Source organism: Acinetobacter sp. 1124_18A, from assembly GCF_052824995.1.
The window spans coordinates 1-21,838 of record NZ_VTDF01000006.1 but is presented as its reverse complement, the minus strand read 5'-3'; the positions used below and the strand labels follow the sequence as shown (position 1 = coordinate 21,838).

General features: G+C 37.0%; 18 protein-coding genes and 2 pseudogenes. 9 read left to right on the top strand and 11 right to left on the bottom strand.

Annotation, left to right across the window (positions count from 1 at the left end):
• Positions 1–360: 360 nt before the first annotated feature.
• Positions 361–1,374, bottom strand: a complete 1,014-nt coding sequence (locus FY048_RS12930; protein ID WP_446091413.1) for an alpha/beta hydrolase family protein — start codon at positions 1,372–1,374, stop codon at positions 361–363.
• Between the two features lie 1,250 nt (positions 1,375–2,624).
• Here FY048_RS12930 and FY048_RS12925 point away from each other — a divergent pair.
• From FY048_RS12925 to FY048_RS12915, 3 genes and pseudogenes are all read left to right on the top strand, one after another.
• Positions 2,625–3,452, top strand: coding sequence for a sulfurtransferase (locus tag FY048_RS12925; RefSeq protein WP_446091412.1), 828 nt, complete (start codon positions 2,625–2,627; stop codon positions 3,450–3,452).
• Between the two features lie 22 nt (positions 3,453–3,474).
• Entirely contained in the window at positions 3,475–3,603 is a 129-nt protein-coding gene (locus tag FY048_RS12920; RefSeq protein WP_446091411.1) for a hypothetical protein, read from the top strand.
• A 387-nt stretch (positions 3,604–3,990) separates the two neighbouring features.
• Positions 3,991–4,137 (top strand): annotated as a pseudogene (locus tag FY048_RS12915) (DUF932 domain-containing protein); the annotation flags it as partial.
• Positions 4,138–4,289: 152 nt separating this feature from the next.
• Here the strand turns inward: FY048_RS12915 and FY048_RS12910 are convergent.
• The 10 genes and pseudogenes from FY048_RS12910 to FY048_RS12865 form a co-directional block, all read right to left on the bottom strand.
• Positions 4,290–4,636: pseudogene (locus FY048_RS12910) on the bottom strand (ISNCY family transposase); the annotation flags it as partial.
• Between the two features lie 238 nt (positions 4,637–4,874).
• The gene (locus FY048_RS12905) at positions 4,875–5,918 is read right to left on the bottom strand and encodes an HD domain-containing protein (protein ID WP_446091410.1); all 1,044 of its coding nucleotides are present in this window, start codon (positions 5,916–5,918) and stop codon (positions 4,875–4,877) included.
• A gap of 258 nt (positions 5,919–6,176) precedes the next feature.
• On the bottom strand, positions 6,177–7,130 hold the full coding sequence (locus FY048_RS12900; protein WP_446091409.1) for an ABC transporter substrate binding protein: 954 nt from the start codon (positions 7,128–7,130) through the stop codon (positions 6,177–6,179).
• A 93-nt stretch (positions 7,131–7,223) separates the two neighbouring features.
• Positions 7,224–8,420: a 3-(3-hydroxy-phenyl)propionate transporter MhpT gene (gene mhpT, locus FY048_RS12895; protein WP_446091408.1), complete on the bottom strand. Its 1,197-nt coding sequence runs from the start codon at positions 8,418–8,420 to the stop codon at positions 7,224–7,226.
• 41 nt (positions 8,421–8,461) lie between these two features.
• A complete protein-coding gene (locus FY048_RS12890) occupies positions 8,462–9,775 on the bottom strand; it encodes an OprD family outer membrane porin (RefSeq protein ID WP_446091407.1) in 1,314 nt (437 codons plus the stop codon).
• Between the two features lie 43 nt (positions 9,776–9,818).
• Positions 9,819–10,490 (bottom strand): OmpW/AlkL family protein, encoded by a 672-nt coding sequence (locus FY048_RS12885; RefSeq protein ID WP_446091406.1) that lies wholly within the window; start codon positions 10,488–10,490, stop codon positions 9,819–9,821.
• 319 nt (positions 10,491–10,809) lie between these two features.
• On the bottom strand, positions 10,810–11,331 hold the full coding sequence (locus tag FY048_RS12880) for a cupin domain-containing protein (protein WP_424608471.1): 522 nt from the start codon (positions 11,329–11,331) through the stop codon (positions 10,810–10,812).
• A 21-nt stretch (positions 11,332–11,352) separates the two neighbouring features.
• On the bottom strand, positions 11,353–12,453 hold the full coding sequence (locus FY048_RS12875) for an alcohol dehydrogenase catalytic domain-containing protein (RefSeq protein ID WP_424608472.1): 1,101 nt from the start codon (positions 12,451–12,453) through the stop codon (positions 11,353–11,355).
• Between the two features lie 322 nt (positions 12,454–12,775).
• The gene (locus FY048_RS12870; protein ID WP_424608473.1) at positions 12,776–13,666 is read right to left on the bottom strand and encodes a LysR family transcriptional regulator; all 891 of its coding nucleotides are present in this window, start codon (positions 13,664–13,666) and stop codon (positions 12,776–12,778) included.
• A gap of 125 nt (positions 13,667–13,791) precedes the next feature.
• Positions 13,792–14,736, bottom strand: a complete 945-nt coding sequence (locus tag FY048_RS12865; RefSeq protein WP_446091405.1) for a 3-carboxyethylcatechol 2,3-dioxygenase — start codon at positions 14,734–14,736, stop codon at positions 13,792–13,794.
• Between the two features lie 351 nt (positions 14,737–15,087).
• On the opposite strand from FY048_RS12865, the gene FY048_RS12860 reads away from it, so the two are divergent.
• From FY048_RS12860 to FY048_RS12835, 6 genes are all read left to right on the top strand, one after another.
• Positions 15,088–16,833, top strand: a complete 1,746-nt coding sequence (locus FY048_RS12860) for an FAD-dependent monooxygenase (RefSeq protein ID WP_446091404.1) — start codon at positions 15,088–15,090, stop codon at positions 16,831–16,833.
• A gap of 218 nt (positions 16,834–17,051) precedes the next feature.
• A complete protein-coding gene (locus FY048_RS12855) occupies positions 17,052–17,849 on the top strand; it encodes a fumarylacetoacetate hydrolase family protein (RefSeq protein WP_446091403.1) in 798 nt (265 codons plus the stop codon).
• An 11-nt stretch (positions 17,850–17,860) separates the two neighbouring features.
• Positions 17,861–18,763: an acetaldehyde dehydrogenase (acetylating) gene (locus tag FY048_RS12850; protein WP_446091402.1), complete on the top strand. Its 903-nt coding sequence runs from the start codon at positions 17,861–17,863 to the stop codon at positions 18,761–18,763.
• Positions 18,764–18,774: 11 nt separating this feature from the next.
• Positions 18,775–19,782 (top strand): 4-hydroxy-2-oxovalerate aldolase, encoded by a 1,008-nt coding sequence (gene dmpG / locus FY048_RS12845; protein WP_446091401.1) that lies wholly within the window; start codon positions 18,775–18,777, stop codon positions 19,780–19,782.
• A 101-nt stretch (positions 19,783–19,883) separates the two neighbouring features.
• On the top strand, positions 19,884–20,741 hold the full coding sequence (locus FY048_RS12840; protein ID WP_446091400.1) for an alpha/beta fold hydrolase: 858 nt from the start codon (positions 19,884–19,886) through the stop codon (positions 20,739–20,741).
• Positions 20,742–20,815: 74 nt separating this feature from the next.
• A partial coding sequence (locus FY048_RS12835) for an NAD(P) transhydrogenase subunit alpha (protein WP_446091399.1) occupies positions 20,816–21,838 on the top strand: 1,023 nt, incomplete at its 3' end.

The following is a 21,838-nucleotide window of genomic DNA, read 5'->3' as shown; positions in this document are numbered from 1 at the left end:
ACACTGGATAAAAATAAGAATGATATTGAGGTCATTTTTCAGGGGCGCTACAACAAAAACAAATAAAATGAACTGAATGTAACGGCTATTGAAGTTGGCTTTTATTGGGAGGCCAACTTTGGTGACCAACCAGAAACTTATGATGTTGAGACTGATGTTACATCTAGGATGGTGACAATTACTTGCACAAGCTGCTGAATCATAAAACCAAGACCAAGTTCAAGCTGGAGAAACTTTTCTTACAACGGGTTATTGGACTGAGCAGTGTGTGTCGAATTCTTAAGCATGTAGAATTCCGTTTTAAGAATTCACAATAAATTGATTCAAATTTTAGAAAGCAATCCCCATTAAGAAAGTAGTTCAATACTTGCATTGTTGAGTAAGTATCCAGCCAGAAATAGCATTGAGTACTTTAGGCGAATATGCATATTGTCCGAGTAATAAAAAGAGTCCCTGTTTCCAAATCGGCCATTGAGAGGGTAATTGGTAGTCAAACAAAGTGCTCCGCAAAAGCCCGTGAGTTGTTTTTGGGATCAGTACAATGCAACGGGAAGTTTCAGTTGGTAATGTTTTGCTCCAGACATCTATTGTTTCATCAGGATTGACATTTCGGTCATCTTTTCCCATTAGAATGAACACGGGGGTATGTATCTTTGAGATATCTTGGGTTGCATCTGCAAGGGAGTTTCTACGCTCAAAATCCTGGCGAGTACAACGGGATGCACATGGGCGGGCAGCAACGCCTTTGGTAAACTGCTTATCAAAAATTATTGCTTCGCGTTTTTTTGCCTCTTCAATATCAGCAAAGGAGCGTCCTTCAGAATTCAGCCGTTGCCCAGTATAATATATTCCCTGATTGCGCCAGTTGATTGCTGCACCAGCCAGTATAATAAAATCAGGTGTTGCTAGCTGAGTCACTTTGGGGATAACCCAGCCAGCCTGTGAAAATCCCAAATAGCCTATATGGCTTCTTTTTAATTCTGGTTGTTCTTTCAGAATTTGGAGTGCGAATGCTGCTTCATCTGCACGATCTGGCATGTTCTGTGCCAGCCAGTTACCAGTACTTGCCCCTACACCAGGTTTATCCCATGAAAAAACCGCTATGCCCTGTGATACAAGATAATTAACCAGTGGAAGATAGCCATTATCTGACCAACGATCCTGAGGTCCGTCACCATGAACTAAAATAACCACAGGCGGTGAAATTTGATTAGGAGGTAGGATTAGCGTACCCTGCAGGACATCCTGATGATGCTTAAATGAGATAATACGCTGTTGTCCATAATCGGAAATTTCAAATTCTGATAATCGAATGAAAGCTATACTTGTGAGAATAATCACTATAGCTAAAAATGCTGAAAGATATTTACCCATGTAAGGCTCTTTAGTGAATTGAAAATATTACGAAGGCATAAAAAATTCTGTGTTAAAAAAGTATTTAAAAATAATTAGTTATATGTCCTTTAAAAATGATCGTGTCGCGATATGCTCTCCTACATCAATCTGAATATCGAGTTTTAATTCCTGTAAGTAAACGACTACCAGTTTTTCTTTAGATAGGAAGTGCTTATAAACGGTTGCTTTCGCAATATTGAATTCCGTAATAATACAGTCGATCCCAACAGTAATGTAACTTATCCTGAATAAAGAGCTGAGTTGCTGTATTTAGAATAATTACTCGTTCTGATTTCTTTTTTTTTTTGAATTTTATATCTGCATTCATAATGGGTTAGCGCAATATGCTGAGGTATTAAGTTTGCCATTTTAATGTATGGCAGTGTTATTAGGCCAGATGTTAAATAGATAGAATTGTACGCATTTAATAAAATACATCTGATTTGATCTAAATTTATAAAAATGTAATGTTTAGTAATATTTCCCAAGTTTTAGAGAGTTTGGGTTTCCTCTCTCCGCATCGTTCGGTGCATCTCCAATTTTCTGATGCGTCCTTAAATAAAGTATCAGAGCGGTGAGTTAAGGAGCCTTTGGGTTCTTTATTGCCTATCTTTTTTTTACGCCTAAAAATATAGGAATGCTGTTATCGGACAAACCCTAACTCGACCGCAGAAATCTTTTGTTCGGACAAAGTGATTTTAAATAGTAAAGTTTTTCTTAAAGAATGGCTTGTTCGCTTAGATGTTTTCTTAATCATAGGGGTGGGGTATGCATTTTCGTGTTAACTGAATGAATAGTAATGGAGAGCATTCTAATCTAGTGATATGAGCTATGTATCTTTAATTAAAGCTTATATATTTTAGTGTTATTCCATGTGCATGCAGGAGGTCGATATGTATTTTTAGTGGCTATTTTTGTTTTGCAAAAGCCATGTTTAGACCTTGTTAAAAGGAATATTATCGTATTTTCATGAATTAATTTGAATTGCCTGTTGGAGCGAAAGCCAAATCAATGCTTGGCTTGAAGCGAAAAATCCTAAAGCAGCATAAAGTAAAACAGCCTGTCTATGACAGGCTGTTTCATTAAAAATTGTAAATTAAACTTTAACGTTACGCATAAGCCGTATTATGTTAATTTTAAATAATCTTCAAGAAGTAGAAAATCGTAATATTTCTATAGTCTAAAATCCTGAGTCCACATCAACAATTATATTTACAAGGATATTTTAAATGAAAATTTTAGTAACACCACAATGGCTCGTGAATAATAAGAAAAAACTTAATATTATCATCCTTGATGCTACATTAAAAAAAACAGTGAACATAAATGATGAAATATCAACAGAAGTGATTCCAGGGGCGATTTATTTTGATTTAGAAAATTCCTTTTCGAATTTAAATACAAATATTCCCCATACATTTCCTTTATATACGGAGATGGCTTCTTCTTTAGCAAATATTGGTGTTACATCAAACTCAACTATAGTTGTATATGATCAGCAAGGTGCTTATTCCGCACCAAGAGTATGGTGGATGTTAAAAGTAATGGGGATCAAAAATGTCTACCTTTTGAATGGCGGGATATCTTCATGGAAGGAATTAGGTTTGGATACATCCTTTAGCCACTCAGAACCTATTTCTAATACAATATTTCAATCTTTTAACTTTCAGGCAGAGCAAGTAATAGATAAAACTGCCGTAGTCGAAAATATTAAATCAGATCGTTTTATTGTGATTGATGCTCGTTCATCTGCACGTTTCAATGGTACTCAAGCAGAGCCAAGAAGTGGCTTAAGAAGTGGTCATATTCCAGGCGCATTAAATATTCCTTTTAGTGATGTCCTTCAAGGAAGTCAATACAAAAGTGTTGAGGAAATAGCAAAAATATTTGAAAAAGAAGGATTAAAAAAAACAGATAATTTGGTATTTAGTTGTGGTTCCGGAGTAACTGCTTGTATTGTTCTTTTGGCCGCTTATCTTATAGGTTATAAGGTTTTAGGTGTGTATGATGGCTCATGGACAGAATGGGCATTAGATACTAATCTACCAGTGGAATAATAATATTTATAGTAGTTGAATTATGACTCATCCAGTTATTGAACAAATTAATAAGGCAGATAAAGTAATTATTGCTGAAGATTTTGATACGCTCATGGATATTTATAAAAATGATGCTGTATTAGTTGTTCAGCTCGGTAAAATGCAGTAGTAGGTAAGAAAGCTATTCGTAAAACCTCTGAAGCTATCTCTATATATTTTAAAAATGGTCTACAAATAATCTCGAAACTGGCAACTCTGCATTGATCTTAGCCAATACCAGTATATCAGCACCAAATTATCCTGAAGTAGTTCGTAAAGCGACTTATGTATTTACAAAAAATTCCGAAGGAATTTGGCTATGTCCCATAGATAATTCATATGGACACGAAATCATAGGAACGTATTCAAAATAATATTTTTGAACAAAAATATTGGATAAGGCCTCTTTCAACTGGCCTCTATTTATTATAATAGTGCTCATTGTAGATTACCAAGTTAAACCTCCTGTCTGGCCTATCGGCAGTCATGCTGAGGCAGAAATCTTGTGGCAAATTTCTTTAGGCTGCTTTGTAGTATCACCGAGTTTGTCGATCACGAACAACGTGCGATTTCAACGGATCACCGGATGGATTCAGCATGGTTTGGGGCTGGGGCTAACCTTAAACAACGTGGACTTGAACAAGCTTTACGCATGTTGACCTAACTCTAAGCGATCTATTTATTAGCCTAAGCTGACTCATCACTACACTTAAACGCTCAATGTTATAAATGACTTGACTCTTTTATTCAAAGCTGTGTCTATGGATACGGCTTTTTTATATCCAAAATTCAACAATGACAGGAAATAGCTATGAACTCAGCAGCAATCATCCAGCAACACAGTGTGTCTACTGAAATATTGAATCCATGAGCAGTCTTGAGCTTTTCATGGGCCAAGGTCGGTCCGAAGCCATGGAGGTGTTCGGTAAAAAGGGTTAAAAGGGTTAAACACTGTAATCTCAATTGTTTAGATAATTTGTAATTACTCGATTGACTACGACTGGCGTGGGCTAATGTAGTAGGACCTTGAACTCTGTATCCTTGAATTAAGTGCCAGATCTGGCATTTTGATAGTTGTAAGAGTTAGGAGGCTTTGGATTGTGTTATGCGTCGATCACAGACTTCTTGCAAGACTGGCAATCTTTAAGTTCTTTATCCGATATGGATACATACATATTAAACAGCCCGCTCAGAAAACCTCTAGGTGAGTGCTCTAAAAGCGGACATTTTTACTTTGGAGAAATCGGACATTTCTATTTGGGGTTTACTTTTTGATTTTTTATAAAGTCAATTAAGTTAAATGAAATAGGAATTAAGAGCAGACCTATTTCTTTGACCAAACTTAGGCATAAGAGTTATTATAATAATTGTGTATAAAATTTTTAGAATTAGAACTTTATATTAAAAAAGGCTAAGATTTTTTGTTGGAATTTTATCATTAAACTTTTTCTGTTTCTGCATATTCATTAAACAAATATATCTATTACTTAATGAAATTTCATTTGTGTTAATAGTATACTTCCTTCTTTTATAAAAGAGTTGATCACTACCATTGATTTCTTTAGGAATATAGAAGGTTCTTCCTCTGTAATTTGAAATGAGACTAGAAGAATCTAAGTTTTTAAATAGCTTCATAAAAAAGAATTTTTTATGCCATGTTTTTTCTATGCTTAATAAATCATTAATATTTAAATTTTTTATATTTTTTTTAAAGAATAATTCACCTATATTGTCTACAAACAAACCAAATTCACTCTGAATAAACTGATTATAAACAAAATTCTTTGACTCCCAAAAATGATCTAATAAAGTATAATTAATATCTCTACTGGTTTTTAAGAATACCTCATTAACAATTTTATCTTTATTAAACAAATCATAACCTATAAATAAACCACTTTGATATATTCCATTAATTGTACTTGCATTAAATTTACTGCTAAAAATATCTCCACCAAGATCTTTTTCTATTTTTTTATCTAGTAAAGACTTAATAAAACTAATATCTAAGTTATTTTTTAGTATTTTGTTTAAGTCACTAAGATGTGGAAATTCACCATCGATAATTAAACTACCTAGAGCATGATGATCCATATTAAATTTTCTAGATAAGTAACCTGACACACTGTGAGAAAGAGGGAAATGACCAATATTATTTAATAGCCCTGCAATACATAAGTGTTTGGTTAGTTCTTGATCATAACATCTAGCATTACAAATTTTGTATATTAAAGAAGCAATATTTATAGAATGTTCAGCTCTACTGATATCTTTTTTACCATTTACTTTTTCTAATAGCCCAATAGCGCCTAAGAAAGTAATACCATCTAGTCTCCTAAAGGCAGGAGTGCTTGTAATCATATGATATATATTGTTTTTTAAGAAATAGGGGTTTGAAAAATACTGCTTATTATTACAGCCCAGAGAATTCTTTTCTGATCTCATAACATGTTACCTAACAAAAATTCAAATATAACCTTAATCCTAATATTTTATAAAATTCTCAGAAATTATGTCAGTAGTGATTATAAAAACTAAAATTAATTTTTATGAGTTTTATTTATAGTACTCTTTAATCTGTGAATTATTTTAACTAAAAATAATTAGTACAAAGTACGCATCATTTATGTTCAAGTATACTTAATGTAAAATTATTAATTTAAGCATTTAACTTATCAAAAAATAATGATGCGCCTCTATTTTTTAATGCGAAATAGAAATAAATTCTTTTAAAGCTAGATCATTTATTTTCATAGTAATTTCTTTAGGACCAATCCAAGGTAATTCAGATGGTTTGCTACCGTTGAGCATAGGAACCATTAATTCTAACGCACCTTGCCGATAGAGGGGAACGATATCAACGCCAATTGTTGCAATTCCCCCCATTTGGGTATATCCACCTGGAGTATCCATGGCGATTGGAAAATCTTTTTCTTTTGCAGCCTCAGCGATTTCTTTCCTCATTGCGTAGGTATCTGCTCCTAAAAGTCCAATCGCAATATCAACATTTGAAGATTTTGCTTTATTAATTATATCCGGCAGCTCAGCAGAAATTATTACAGGCATAGGAAAAATATCGATAGCCTGTTTTTTTGCAACAGTTTTCCAATCATTCAAAAGGCGTTTGTGTGTTTCATTTTTAGGGTTAAATAGTACACCTAATTTCTTAAGTTCGGGCTTCAGTTTTTTTAACATGATCAATTGCTGAGAAATACCATTTGCGAGATAGCTATGAACTCCAACCAGATTGCTATTTCCATGTGCTAGTGTGTTTGTTAGCCCTTCTTTAATTGGATCATCTTGTACCGAAATACATAATATCGGAATAGTAGTAGTGGCTTTTTGTGCAGCTGCACATCCAGGAGATGATGAAACTACAAGATACTCCACTTTTTCTGCCAATACTTCCTTAATTAGTTGGGGCATGAGGCTCATATTACCATTAGCTGTGCGAAAGACCACTTGCATAGTGCTTCCATCTTTATAGTTAGCTTCTGATAGTCCGTCAAAAAAGGCTTGATTGGTGACTGCCATTTTGGGATAGTCACCAGCACCAGCTACAAAACCAACACGCGGGAGGGGATTATCTTTTGCAAAAGTCGTTCCTGTCATACTAGCAATGATCGCTGCAAATATAGATAATTTTAGTAATTTCATTATTCTTTCCTTTATTTATTGGAAAATCAGAAGATATTAATCAACGTGATTCACCTGAATTTTAAGTAATGCCTGTATTTTTAGAATATTTCTTTAACGAATCTTATGAATCAAAATCAACATACACAATGCTGAAATGACAATACATGGAATAGCTGCTGAAATTACTCCAGTAGCCCCGCTGCCCATTGTAAGTAGTTGGCCTGCAATTGCTGGTCCTAGCATAGCTCCAATACGTCCAACGGCAGCTGCACTTCCTACACCCGTTCCACGAATTTCAGTTGGATATAAGATACTAGCAAAAGCATATAAGACACTCTGACAACCAATTACAAAGCCACCTGTTAATACTGCAGCCAAATACATTTGGATTAGAGAATCTGCTGTATTTAAGCTTAATAAACCTACTAATATTCCGCCGTACATTAATAAAATCACATATATTTTATTCCAGCGATCAGTTAATATCCCTAGAATTATAGTACCAATGGTGGCACTGATCATAAAGAAGAACTGAGCGATACTCCCTTCTTTACGGGAGAAACCTAGCTCTATAAATAGTGATGGTAACCAACTCAGCATGATATAAACTACCATCAGAGTAAAAAAATAACTTACCCATAGTAGTAATGTACGATTAGTATAATTTTGTTGGAATAAAAGTTTAAACGAGCGTTGTTGCTCAATTTTAATATATTCCTTAGAGCGTGTTTTGAGGAACTCACATGATTCTGGTAGAAACTTAATCATAATAGGTATAATTACAATCGGCAAAATACCCCCTAAATAGAAAATGTTTTTCCAGTTTGTACCAAAATCAAGGCTAGCAATATAAGACAAAATTGCAGCACCTAATGGCATCCCACAATACATTAACCCTACAGCACGAGCACGTTTTTCAACAGTTACTGCTTCTGATGCTAAAATGATCAAATTTGGCATTGCAGCACCTAGACCAGCACCTGCAAGAAAACGAACCAGTAATAAACTGTAAAAACTGTTCACCCATACTGTACATAAAGTAAAAAGCGCAAATACACTCACAGCCCAAATTAGTACGATTCGACGGCCTAACTGATCAGCATAGTGTCCACCAATTAATGCACCAGGCAATAATCCTAGAATCCCAGCACTAAAAAAAATGCCCAGTTGTGAACTATTAAGTGCAAATGCTTCTCTTATACCAGCAGCAGCGATACCTGCTGCTTGAATATCAATTCCTTCAATTACTGCAATCAAAAAACAAATAGTAATAGTGATAGTTGAGTGCTTATTTTGTATATGATTCATACAGATCCCTTATTCTGTCTACTGATAATTTGATATCCACCTTAGAATGTATAGGTATAGGTCGTTGCAAGACGATGCTCCTGCAAATCACTGCTTTGACCTGTAATATTTTGATAGTCCACATCAATATATAACCATTGGAAGCCCATACCTTTTAATTTTCCTTCAGGCACAACATAATTCAGCATAAAGTTAAATTCCTTTTCTTTTCCTTTACCTGTCAATGCTTGATTGGATTCATAAGCTGAATCAACGCCCCAGCCATACCAATATTTTGTCGTTTGTGTTAAACCTTTTATACCGAGATCCGTAAAATCATAGCTATAGGTTACACCTACCGATTTTTCATCTTTACGAATAAAGCCTGCAACTGACCAGTTATCTAAATAAGGTTGTGGCACAAAGCCTGCTAGGGTGGGGAAAAGTGGTGCTCCTGTTTTGGCACTTGCATCGCGACCATGATCTCCAAACATTTGTTGATAGGAAAGTCCTATACGATGTGAACCATAGGCAAACGTTGAAGCGAAGGATAGAGCCTGATTATCAATATCGCCATACAGTGCATCACCTGACTCTGCATTATTAAAAAACCGCAGATGTGAATCGATTTTTAATTTTTCATCATTATTTTTATAATTCACGCCAAGAAAGTTCTGATGGTAAATGTCTTTGATATCACTATAAAAATAACTGGTTGACCAATGTTGATTGAACTGATGATCAATTCCTGCAACATACATTCCCTTTATTCGACCATCATTGTTCAAGGCTCTAGGCCACAAACCAAAATCCATTGGTTGGTTTTCATAACGTGCATTAATACTATCGAGATAACCGAGTGTCAGTTTGCTATTTTTCAGATCTTTTGATTCTAACCATACTCCATTATAAGTAGTTAAAAGTTGACGTGATGGATCAAAATAAATCACTGGTGTTACTGGTAAAATTTCACCTATTCGTAATTCAGTTTGGTTGACTTTCGCTTTAAGAGTTGCCCCTATTTTGCCAAACTGACGTTCCTGTTTACCTGTTCCAGTACCAGGAGTACCATTGTAAGGAAGAACCCAGTCTGCATTACGATCATGTCCGTCAAGTCTGAAAGCATGTTGTGCTAACACATCAATACCCAATTGTATTGAACCAAGCTTTGCATAACCTGACTTAGCATCCACAGTTACCGCTTGTGACCAACTTCCAAAGTTTTTTACAGGTGTACTGTCATATCGACGGTCTAAATAGAAATTCTTAAATTTAAGCTGAGTCTGGCTATCTTCAATAAAATTGGCAAATGTTGTTGTTGTCCCTATTGTTGCTATTACACATACCACTGTTATCCATAAAGTTTGGTAATGCATTTTGTCTTTATCTCCAATGTTACCTTTAATAAAAAACTAAGCTCTAGAATTGGTAGCTCAAACCAACCATTGTCACTAGTGGTGCAATATGAATATCTGCTGTTGCAGAGCTACCCCCAAGTGCTGGTAAATTCCCTTTTGCCTTGGTATCAATCCAGATTTTTTTGGCATCTACCACTAGACTTAGTTTTTTATTCATTGGTACTTCAAAGCCAAGTTGTACAACAGGACCAATGGCATTACGGACTTTGAAGTTTTGTACGAAACCATCTTTTGTATTCATAATTAGTGTCCAATTTATACCAGCCCCGATATAAGGCTGAATTGGAGTATCTGGAAAAAGATTAAACCGAACGGAAAATACAGCAGGAGCGTATGTAATCTTACCGATTGTGTTTGCACTAGCTAGAGTACCTTTACCGCTGATGGTTGTTGTTGGAGGAATGCCTCCCGCAAACTCACCACTCCAGTTAGGAGTAAATTGATAGGTAATGCCACCTGCAATTGTTGTGTTATTAGATGACTTTGCATCAGCTCCAGGTATTATAGAATCATTAGTTTTAACAGTAGCTGAGGTTGGCAGTTGGGCATAGGCACCCCCCCCATAAATGCCCCATGGTGTAGTTGGAGAGTCAATATTTGATGCCGAAAAAGCAGAACTAGTAAGTACAACACCAATAATGATATATATTGGTTTATACAGATTAATATTCATATGATTTTCCTTAATAAAAATAAATGTCTTAAAAATCCTATTAAGACTTTTTTAATTTAAAGCCAATATATTGGCTTGGATGTTTAGGTTATTATTTTGTGTGATAAATAATCCAATATTTATTATGTATCTAAAGATAGTTTTTATGATTGGATTGGTGATTATATTAGTATGTTTGGGAAATATAGATAAATTGGTAATGCTCTTAATTTTTTAAATACTTTTAATTGTTTTTTATTTGCTGGTTGTTATCTTTAAATAATAAAATTTTTTATGATCTAGAGGGTGGCTTGTATAACCACCCTCTAGTTTTTCTAATTTAATTACCATTTAAGATAAAGGCCAATCGAGCAAAAGTTGCAGAGTGATTCCGCCAAGCATGGCGAGTTTCTTGTTGAATCACGTAATCACCTTTCTTGAGGATCTTCACTTCATTGTTATCTAGTTCCAATGAAATTTCTCCTTCAAGGATTATGCCAAAATCAACAGTATGGGTATTATGCATACCAGGGTTATCTGCTTCGAAGTGATCAAAAAGGCCAAGGAGATGTTCTTTTTGTTCATTAAAAGCTGCTTCTGGATCAAAGTTCCCATTTGCGTAAATAGAATCAGGTGGAAAGTCTACAATGAGCAGCTTAGTTTCACCTTTGATGGGAGCCAAACTTGATGTAGCACTAACTGTCTCAGTATGGTTGGAGCCATTATTCCTGTTATGAGTCCATATTAAGCAAGTTTTAAAACCAGGGACATGTTCATATGTGTAAGAATAAGGAATGCTATCCGATATAAAAATGGACTGACCTGACTCATCATTTCCAGTAACAACTCTTCTTAGATCCATTTTAATGACTCCGTTCTAGGTTCAGATATTGATTACAACATTAGTGAAACCACCTGTACGATTGTCAATGAGAGTAAGTGCCTCATTAACCTGTTCTAAACTGTATTTTTGATGTTCTAATACAGATAAGTCTAATGTGCCAGCTTCAGCCATACGAGCCATTTCCTCTCCCTCTGTGACGGTGAACCACAGTGAACTTAGGATATTTTTTTGTTGAGTCATGATATTAAACATTGGTACTGGTAAATCTTCATCCATACCACCAATGCTAACCATTGAACCACCACGACGTAGTGAGTTTAGACCATCTAATGTCACTTCTTTAGGGGAACCTGGACCTAAGGTATCAAGGTATACATCAGCGCCGAGGTATTCGGTATTTTCATTGACCCACTCAATCATATTTTTCGAACCATAAGAGAGAGTTTCAATACGTTCAGGATCAATAGCTTTCAATTTATCGAGTAGGTCAGCATTGCGGGCAACAGCAAGAATTTTAGTAGCACCCATACCTAATGCACAGAGAACAGCTCCAAGCCCTAGAGTGCCTGTTGCTCCCGTTATTAATACAGTTGTACCAGAGGTGACGTTTGCTTTTTTGAGGGCAGAATAAGCTGTACCTATATAACCAAAACGACATGCTTCATCAAAAGTAATCTTTTCACCCAATTTAACAACGCCATCAGCTGGTGCTGTCATGAATTCAGACAAGCCACCATAAGGATAGTCATCAAAAATCTTTTGAGAGCCTGGACCGAAGCCAAAATATCCTTGGAAAGTAAAAGATTTACAGTTGATTGGTTGCTGACTACGGCAAAAATAACATGAACCGCAACTGCGACCAGGGTTCACATATACTTTATCGCCAACTTTTAGTCCATGTACTTTATCGCCAACGGCTTCAATAACTCCAGCTGCATCCAAACCATAAATGGCTGGTAATTTTGGAAGTGGTAAGAATGGAAACCATGTTGGGTAAGAGTGCATTACATTTTTTAAGTTAGGAACTAAATTGCAGCTTTTAACTTTAATGAGAACATCTTTTTCTCCAATTGAGGGAATGTTAATTTCATCAATTTTAAGTTCACCTCCTACTTCATGTAGACGTGCTGATTTCATCATATTCCATATTCCTTTATTATTAATACAAAAAGTACAGCACACTAATGATAGTTGAAAATTGCTAAAACAAGAAAAATAATAATCAACATAAGTTATTGAATTATAATTAAAATATTATTAAGAGAATCATTCTATTGATTTATACAAATTAAATATAGATAGAGTGGAAATTGAATATATTTGGTAGATGTAAATAAAGTAAGGAGCTCTAAATAGTAATTATTTTATTTTAAAAGTAGATTTTTTTACAAGACGTGCAGACGTACCAATATTAATTAATGAATCTGAAATGACAAAATAATTATTCTAGAAGGGGGGGGCCTTAGTTGTTCTCGATAGATATAGTTTTGAGTTCTTCAGCGATGTAATCTAGAGCTGGGTTTGTCGTACTGTACTTAAAGTTGGCATACAAGTCTAATAGTGGAACTTCAAAAGAAGGTTCTAATATCTTGATATCCTCATTTAAGTATTTAACGGCGTATTCTGGAATAAAACTGATGCCAAAGCTCATATTGATAAGATTGATGTGTTGCAATAGGTTTGTTGCGTATATAACTTTTGATGGGTTAATTATATTATTGTGTATGACATCATTAATTTTTTCAAAGAAGATAGGTGAAGCATTTTGTTCGCAAATAATGATGGGTTGATTATTTAAAAGTTCAGGCGTGATGATGTCTTGATTTTCAAAAAATTTATTAGATCCAACCATGAGGATTTTTTCAGACAACAACAAAATACTAGAAAAATCTTCATCCTCAATACAGTAACGAGTAAACGTGAGATCAAGTTGGTTGTTTTTGAGTCGATGAATTTGCTCAGCGTCTGGTAAACTTTGAATATTAATATTGGTTTCAGGGAATTTTTCTTTAATTTTATCAATTACTAATGACATTATTTTAATTTCGGCTACATTCAAAAAACCGATGTAAAATTGGTTCTTGCGGTTATTGGCGACTTGTCGTACAGCTGAGATTGCAAGCTTTGCACTTTCTAATGTATTTTTTGCGTGAGTTAGAAAGACCTCTCCTTCTGGGGTTAGGGTTACTTTTCTTCTGTTGGCTCTAATAATTAATGAGACGCCAAGTTCTTCCTCAAGATCCCTTATTTGTTGACTGAGAGAGGGCTGAACTGTAAACATTTTTTCAGCTGCTCTAGTAAAGTTTAGTTCTTCTGCTACAGCTACAAAGTAACGTAAATGACGTAATTCCATATGTCTAACCAATTGTAGTTTTACTATTCCAATGCCTTCACTATAGCATTTTTATAGCTGTAGCTTGAATATACTGGCTAGAAAAATCCTCCTAGCCATTTTAATCCACGATTATCGTTAGACGACTATTTGGGCTCAGCTTTCATCATGCCCATTGCAACTAGCCATTCAGGAATCAGGTCATAATAAATCACCTCTGCATTGTACTCACCAAAGGCTGCTAGAGAGGCGAAAGCGGCTGACCAAGTTCGGATTTCTTGTCCACCTCTCCCACCATTTATACGAATATCACTAGTAGTCATCTTTGCAAAATACTCAAAATCAGCATTTGAGTATTTTTCTAATAACTCTTTATCCCATTTAGAATTGAGTGGTAGAGCAGCACGTTTATCACCATCAACCATTTGTTGACCAACAGCAACAATTTTGTTCTGTCTTTCGGCTCTTGCTTCAGGTGTAGGGTTTCTACCAGCAATTAAGAACTCTTGTACTTCTGGTGGCGCTGTTCTGATACTAGGGGTTGGGGGATCATGAGAAAGTCCGCCAGTACCGATAATAAGAATACGTTCATCTAGAGTTTTTAAATAATTTCCAATAATTCTGCCAACCTCTATCACCCTTGACATCTTTGGTAGCGGCTCAGCAGCACAGTTAATAAAAATAGGGATAACAGGATACTGGCCTAATTGACTGTTGCATAATAGGTGCAATGGCTGGGTAAAGCCATGATCGATTTGCATACGATAGGAATAAGACAGATCTATACCATGATCTAGGCAATAATCTAATAGCTGAATTGCTTTTGCTTCAGGAACATTGATAGGACCTGGTCCGTAGTTCCAGTCTCCAGCAGCTTGTGCCCGAATACCGAGGCAGAAACTTGGCATGAGCTCATAAAAAAAGCCATTAAAATGATCTGGACCATATACGATAATCAAAGTAGGGTCGTATTCTTGTACCTCATTTGCCAGTTTTTGAAATGAGGCATACGTAGAATTTTTAACCTCTTCTGGTGGTGAGGCAAAATTTAATAATGGTGTATGAGATACACAGATTAATTTTACAGACATCCTATCTATTCACTAAGCTAAACCATATTGCATTATTAGCAAAAATTTTAAAATTATTAAAATAGAATATTTATATTAATTGATTGTTAAAAACTTTCTAAGTTTTCTTTTTTATTGTTTGAATATATTGAAATATACTTTTTTTATATATCGAATTTTAAATGTTTTATATGTGTTCTCACTGTTATATAAATTGTCGAAGAAATTATTAACCTAGGAATGGGTAATATTAGGAATATAGCCTTTTAGGATAAATGGCACTCAACATTTAATTGTTACCGTACCATTATTTGTTCTACCAATGTTTAAAACTTGAATAGAGCATCCTATTTGTTATTCGGAGTTTATAAGATGTCTCAACAATCTCAATATGATACGGACGTTATCGTCATTGGTACTGGCCCAGCAGGTTCAACTTTGGGTTTAGCTTTAGCAACATATGGTATTCAAGTTCAACTGTTTACTCAATTTAATTGGTTAGCAAACAGTCCTAGAGCACACATTACTAACCAACGTGCAATGGAAGTGCTACGAGATTTGGGAATTGAAGAGCAAGTTAAGCAAATTGCAACGCCTTGGGACCAAATGGGCGATAGCTTGATTACAACCAGTCTTGCTGGGGAAGAGATTGCACGTATGCGTGCTTGGGGTACTGGTGATGACCGTCATGGTGATTATGTTAAGGGTAGTCCATCACCATTAGTTGATATTATTCAGCCCAAAATGGAAGCATTACTAGTTAAAAATGCAGCCGAAAGGGGAGCTATCTATAATTTCAATACTGAATATTTATCCCATACGCAGGATGCAGAAGGTGTTGTTGCATACTTTAGAAATAATGTAACTAAAGAGGAATTCAGTTTACGTGCGAAATATTTGGTGGGAATGGACGGTGCTCGCTCTAAAGTTGTTGAAGAGTTAGATTTACCACTTGAAGGTTGCATGGCACGTGCAGGTACATCGTATGTTATTTTTAAAGCAGATTTAACAAAATTTGTTCAACATAGACCGAGCATTTTGCAATGGATCGTTAACCCTGAAGCTGGTTTTGGTGATATTGGGATGGGATTGTTACGAGCTATTGAGCCGTGGACCAAGTGGATTGCAGGCTGGGGCTTTGATGTTTCAAAAGGTGAGCCAACCTATACACAAGAGGAGCTAATGAAGCGTATCAAAACATTCATCGGCTCTGATGATGTTGAGATCGAAATTGAAAAGGTAGCAAGCTGGTATGTGAATCAAACACATGCCACTAAATATTCTGTAGGACGCGTATTCTGTGGAGGTGATGCTGTACACCGTCATCCACCTTCAAGTGGCTTGGGCTCTAATACTTGTATACAGGATGCATTTAACTTGGGGTGGAAGCTCGCTTATGTGGTTAAAGGGTGGGCTGATTCAAAATTGTTGGATACATATACTGTTGAACGTGCACCAGTCGGCAAACAAATTGTTGCTCGTGCAAATCAGTCACGCTTTGATTACAAACAACTTAAAGATGTTTTTGGTTTTAACGAAGGTGTCACTACGCAAGCTCAGCTGTTAGAAAGAGTCTATGCTGAGACGGAAGAAGCAGCAAAAATTCGTGCTGAACTTTTCAATGCATTGGAAATCAAAAACTTTGAGTTTAATGCCCAAGGTGTTGAGTTGAACCAACGATATATATCTTCAGCAGTCATTAATGAGAATGCTCAAGAAATTTTCGAGCAGGATAACCAGCTTTATTTAAAAGAGACAACACGACCTGGTGCCAAAATCCCACATGCTTGGATTATTGATCAAAATGGGCTGAAACGTTCAACTTTAGATATTACTGGTAAAGGCAGATATACGCTAGTTACAGGTTTGTCTGGTAGGGCTTGGCATGAGGCAGCTCTAAAACTTGAACTGCCTTATCTAGATGTTATTCAAATCGGTAAGAGTAGCTATCGGGATGTCTATGGAAACTGGAATAGAAAATCTGAAATTGAAGATTCAGGCGCTATTTTAGTCCGTCCTGATGGTTATATTGCATGGCGTACCAAAACTAAACCTGATAGTGATTCAGAAGTTGCATTAACTTTAAGCAATGTTCTGAACACGTTAGGCTTGAAATAATCTCTTGCTATGAGAACCAAATTAGCATGTTTGATTTGGTTCTTTATAGAGATTTTCTAAATAGTTATTAATTTCAAGTGCTTGGTTTTTGTGACTATATTGTATTTGATATATATGAGCTATTAATCTCAATAAAATATGTATTGGTATTTTAGGCGGTCTTTTTACATCCTAAGTTTTTTGAAGATAAAACAATTAGACAAATTAAGGAAAGGTCAATGCAAAATTCTACTGTTATTGAGTTGACGGCACTTGCATTAAGACAAGCTGAACTATCACAAACTGCGATTATTCCTATTCGTGCTGAGCTCGGTGGTGAACAGGCAAATGTGGATATCGCTTATGCAGTACAGGAAATCAATACTGTACGTGCACTCTCGGAAGGGCGCCGTTTAGTAGGTCGAAAAATTGGTCTAACTTCTAAAGTGGTACAAGCCCAACTCGGCGTAGATCAACCTGACTTTGGGATGTTATTTGCTGATATGGCATACGGCGATGGTGAAGCCATTCCAGCGGGTAAGTTGATTCAGCCAAAAGTTGAAGCTGAAATTGCGCTCGTACTCAAAAAGGATTTAACTCAAGCCCGACATACATATGCAGACATTATTAGTGCAACAGACTATGCCTTACCGGCTATTGAAATAGTCGATAGTCGCATTGAGAACTGGAAAATCTCATTGATTGACACGGTTGCTGACAATGCATCAAGTGCAGCTTTCGTGTTGGGTTCACATCCAGTACAGCTTAATCAACTTGATTTAGTTAACTGCAAAATGGTGATGACTCGGGGTGATGAGGTCGTTTCGCAAGGTGTTGGTAAAGCTTGTTTAGCTAATCCATTGAATGCAGCAGTTTGGTTAGCTGATGAAATGGTACGACGCGGACGTCCATTACAAGCAGGAGATATTGTGCTGACGGGGGCATTGGGTCCAATGGTGGTGGCTCATCCTGGGGATGAGTTTAAAGTTGAAATTGAAGGCTTCAATTCAGTTGTTGCATGCTTTGCTGCTGAATAAAGGATAAGGAAATGAAAAAGATAAAATGTGCCTTAATTGGTCCAGGAAATATTGGAACAGATTTGCTGTATAAATTGCAGCGTAGTGAAGTTTTGGAGCCAGTATGGATGGTTGGAATTGATCCTACTTCTGAAGGCTTGGCTCGTGCAGCTAGTATGGGTTTGAAAACGACTTCTAATGGTGTAGACGGTTTGTTGCCACATGTATTGGAAGATGAAATTAAGATTGCTTTTGATGCAACTTCTGCTTATGTGCATGCAGAAAATAGTCGTAAGCTTAACGAGCTAGGCGTGTTGATGATTGACTTGACCCCGGCGGCGATTGGTCCATTCTGTGTACCACCAGTTAATCTGCAGTCATTGCTGAAAGCTGGCGAAGTACCAAATGTGAATATGGTGACATGTGGTGGCCAGGCAACTATTCCGATGGTCGCGGCTTTATCACGTATTCAGACCGTGAACTATGCTGAAATTATTGCAACAGTGTCAACGAAATCAGTAGGTCCAGGTACTCGTAAAAACATTGATGAATTTACTCGTACGACTGCAGGTGCGATTGAGAAAGTTGGTGGAGCGAAGCAAGGTAAAGCCATTATTATTATCAATCCTGCTGAACCACCATTGATGATGCGTGACACAGTACATTGCTTGGTAGAAGGTGAGCCAGACCAGGTCGCCATTACTGAATCTGTGCATTTAATGATTAAGGAAGTACAAAAGTACGTTCCTGGCTACAAGTTGGTAAATGGTCCAGTATTTGATGGTAATCGTGTATCTATCTACCTTGAAGTAGAAGGCTTAGGTGATTACTTACCTAAATACGCTGGTAACCTAGATATCATGACAGCAGCAGCGGCACGTACAGCAGAAATGTTTGCTGAGCATGTTTTGTCTAACCAAGCACAATCAGTTTAAGGAGAAATCACATGTCTAAGATTATTGTTCACGATATGACTTTACGTGATGGTATGCATCCACAACGTCATCAAATTACTGTCGATCAGATGGTAGCTATTTCAACTGCTTTGGATGATGCGGGTGTGCCTTTAATTGAAGTCACGCATGGTGATGGTTTAGGGGGCAACTCAGTAAACTATGGCTTTGCACTAGCAACTGATGAAGAGTATTTATCAGCGGTTATCCCTCGGATGAAACAAGCCAAAGTTTCTGCACTATTATTACCTGGCATTGGTACTGTTGATCATTTGAAGATGGCACATGAAATTGGTGTATCAACCATTCGTGTAGCAACACATTGTACTGAAGCTGACGTATCTGAGCAGCACATTACTCTGGCTCGTAAGTTAGGCATGGATACGGTGGGCTTTCTTATGCTGGCTCATATGGCATCGCCAAAGCAACTACTGGAAGAGGCTAAAAAGATGGTCTCTTATGGTGCTAACTGTATTTATATTACTGACTCGGCTGGATATCTATTGCCTCAAGATGTGAAGGATCGTATTGGTCTAATCCGTGAGCATTTAGATCCATCTATTGAAGTGGGTTTTCACGGACACCATAACTTAAGCATGGGCGTTGCTAACTCAATTGCAGCTATTGAATCTGGTGCTATACGTATTGATGTTGCCGCAGCTGGTTTAGGTGCTGGTGCAGGTAATACACCACTAGAACTTTTTATTGCTGTCGCAAACCGTATGGGTATTGAAACAGGAGTTGATCTGTTCAAAGCTCAAGACGTTGCTGAAGATTTAGTTATTCCAATGATGTTTAACCCAATCCGTGCAGATCGTGATGCAGCAACATTGGGTTATGCAGGTGTTTATTCTTCATTCCTACTATTTGCGAAGCGTGCGGAAGCAAAATATGGCGTTTCAGCTCGTGAAATCCTATTGGAATTAGGTCGCAGAGGAACTGTTGGTGGTCAAGAAGACATGATCGAGGACTTGGCTTTGACCATGTCAAAGGTAGTTTAATTATTCTGAATTATCTTTTGAAAAGCATCTCAATGGATGCTTTTTTATTGGCTAAATTAAATATTAGCTCCAATTTTGATTACTCAATGTGAGGAATATAAATGAGTACAGTGCAAATTCCAGACTATAAAACGAATAGCTTTTTTGGGCTGGAGGATAAATGGATTGAAACCGCATCAGGTGAGTTAACGCATTATCATGAAATGGGTCAAGGAACCCCTATTCTATTTTTACATGGTTCAGGTACTGGCGTGTCGGCTGCTGCGAATTGGTGGTTGAATCTACCACAAATCAGTGAGCAAGCACGCTGCATCGCCATTGACTCTATTGGCTATGGTCAGACGGTTGTTGCTGAAGGAACAGCTTATGGTATTCGTGCATGGGTTGATCATGCTGTACGTACGCTTGATGCATTGGGTATTGAGAAAACCTGGTTGGTTGGAAACTCTTTGGGTGGGTGGTTAGCATTCCAAATGGTTTTGGATTATCCAGAGCGTGTGCTTGGAATTGTGTCGATGGGTACTGGTGGTGCTATGCAAACTGCAGCATTAAAGGCACATGCTAATCCTGAGCTGAGTGAAGCTGGTATTCGTAAAACACTAGAAATGTTTGTTGTCAATAAATCACTAGTGACAGATGAGTTAGTGAAAGTACGTTTTGAGGCAGCTAAAAATGACTATGCATCAGATCGATTGCATGATGTCGTTTCAGCTCGTGACCGTGATCGCTTCGAATTTCCACTAGACTTTGAAAAGATGAAAGATATCAACATCCCTGTATTGTTGATTCATGGTGTGCAGGATGTGGTAATTCCAATATCTCGTACATGGGATATCTTAAACATCGTACCCCTTGCAGATGCACATATTTTTAACCAATGTGGACACTGGTCTCAGGTTGAAAAAGCTGAGGAATTTAATATTGTGATTAAGCAATATTTACAAATACATAATAGTTAACAAGGATTGGATGCTCACTATTTAATTTATGAGTATTCCTATTGTTTTAAGAAAAACTAGCTTGAGGAATGCTCATGCAAATCGGAATCCCAACCGAAACTGTCGTCGGTGAAAATCGTGTAGCTGCTACGCCAGAGACAGTAAAGAAGTTGATTAGCGCTGGTCATAGCGTTGTGATTGAACGTGGTGCTGGTGTAAAGGCTGCGTACATTGACAGTGCTTATGAACAGGTCGGTGCAACCATTACGGATGATGCCTATACGGGGAGTCAAATTATTTTGAAAGTTCGTGCGCCACAAGGCGGGGAAATTCAAAAACTTCCAGCAAATACTGCTGTTGTAGCAATGTTTGATCCTTATCGTAATACCGAACTAGATCAGTTTGCGAATCAGCAAGTTTCTGCTTTTGCATTGGAATTGCTTCCTCGTACGCTTTCTCGTGCGCAGAATATGGACGTATTGTCTTCTCAGGCAAACCTTTCTGGTTATAAATCAGTTTTGCTTGCTGCTGCTGAATATCAACGTATGTTCCCAATGCTTATGACTGCTGCCGGTACTGTAAAACCTGCTCGTGTTGTGATTATGGGCGTGGGTGTTGCAGGTCTTCAGGCAATTGCAACAGCAAAACGTTTAGGTGCAATTGTTGAAGCAACTGATTTACGTCCTACGGCAAAAGATCAGGTTGAATCTTTAGGCGGTAAGTGGTTAGACGTACCAATGTCTGAAGAAGAAAAACAACGCGCAGCAGACGCCGCTAAAAATGGTTATGGATGGATGCCGGGTGAGCAATACATCAAAGACCAAGCCGCGATTGTTGATAAGGCTGTTTCTAACGCTGACATCGTTATTACTACTGCGTTGCTGCCAGGTCGTGATGCACCACGTCTGATTAAGGCTGAAACTGTTGCCAAGATGAAACCGGGTTCTGTCATTCTTGATATGGCTGTTGAAACTGGTGGTAACGTTGAAGGCTCTAAAGTGGGCGAGACTGTGTTTACAGAAAATGGTGTGAAAATTTTGGGTGTTCCAAATATTCCAGCAACTGTAGCGACAGAAGCTTCCGCATTATATGCGCGTAACGTATTCAATTTCGTAGAA

What these genes read in the sequence shown, in the direction of transcription:
- FY048_RS12930 (WP_446091413.1), bottom strand. Translation starts at nt 1,374, where the DNA reads ATGGGTAAATATCTTTCAGCATTTTTAGCTATAGTGATTATTCTCACA.
- FY048_RS12925 (WP_446091412.1), top strand. Translation starts at nt 2,625, where the DNA reads ATGAAAATTTTAGTAACACCACAATGGCTCGTGAATAATAAGAAAAAA.
- FY048_RS12920 (WP_446091411.1), top strand. Translation starts at nt 3,475, where the DNA reads ATGACTCATCCAGTTATTGAACAAATTAATAAGGCAGATAAAGTAATT.
- FY048_RS12905 (WP_446091410.1), bottom strand. Translation starts at nt 5,918, where the DNA reads ATGAGATCAGAAAAGAATTCTCTGGGCTGTAATAATAAGCAGTATTTT.
- FY048_RS12900 (WP_446091409.1), bottom strand. Translation starts at nt 7,130, where the DNA reads ATGAAATTACTAAAATTATCTATATTTGCAGCGATCATTGCTAGTATG.
- mhpT (WP_446091408.1), bottom strand. Translation starts at nt 8,420, where the DNA reads ATGAATCATATACAAAATAAGCACTCAACTATCACTATTACTATTTGT.
- FY048_RS12890 (WP_446091407.1), bottom strand. Translation starts at nt 9,775, where the DNA reads ATGCATTACCAAACTTTATGGATAACAGTGGTATGTGTAATAGCAACA.
- FY048_RS12885 (WP_446091406.1), bottom strand. Translation starts at nt 10,490, where the DNA reads ATGAATATTAATCTGTATAAACCAATATATATCATTATTGGTGTTGTA.
- FY048_RS12880 (WP_424608471.1), bottom strand. Translation starts at nt 11,331, where the DNA reads ATGGATCTAAGAAGAGTTGTTACTGGAAATGATGAGTCAGGTCAGTCC.
- FY048_RS12875 (WP_424608472.1), bottom strand. Translation starts at nt 12,453, where the DNA reads ATGATGAAATCAGCACGTCTACATGAAGTAGGAGGTGAACTTAAAATT.
- FY048_RS12870 (WP_424608473.1), bottom strand. Translation starts at nt 13,666, where the DNA reads ATGGAATTACGTCATTTACGTTACTTTGTAGCTGTAGCAGAAGAACTA.
- FY048_RS12865 (WP_446091405.1), bottom strand. Translation starts at nt 14,736, where the DNA reads ATGTCTGTAAAATTAATCTGTGTATCTCATACACCATTATTAAATTTT.
- FY048_RS12860 (WP_446091404.1), top strand. Translation starts at nt 15,088, where the DNA reads ATGTCTCAACAATCTCAATATGATACGGACGTTATCGTCATTGGTACT.
- FY048_RS12855 (WP_446091403.1), top strand. Translation starts at nt 17,052, where the DNA reads ATGCAAAATTCTACTGTTATTGAGTTGACGGCACTTGCATTAAGACAA.
- FY048_RS12850 (WP_446091402.1), top strand. Translation starts at nt 17,861, where the DNA reads ATGAAAAAGATAAAATGTGCCTTAATTGGTCCAGGAAATATTGGAACA.
- dmpG (WP_446091401.1), top strand. Translation starts at nt 18,775, where the DNA reads ATGTCTAAGATTATTGTTCACGATATGACTTTACGTGATGGTATGCAT.
- FY048_RS12840 (WP_446091400.1), top strand. Translation starts at nt 19,884, where the DNA reads ATGAGTACAGTGCAAATTCCAGACTATAAAACGAATAGCTTTTTTGGG.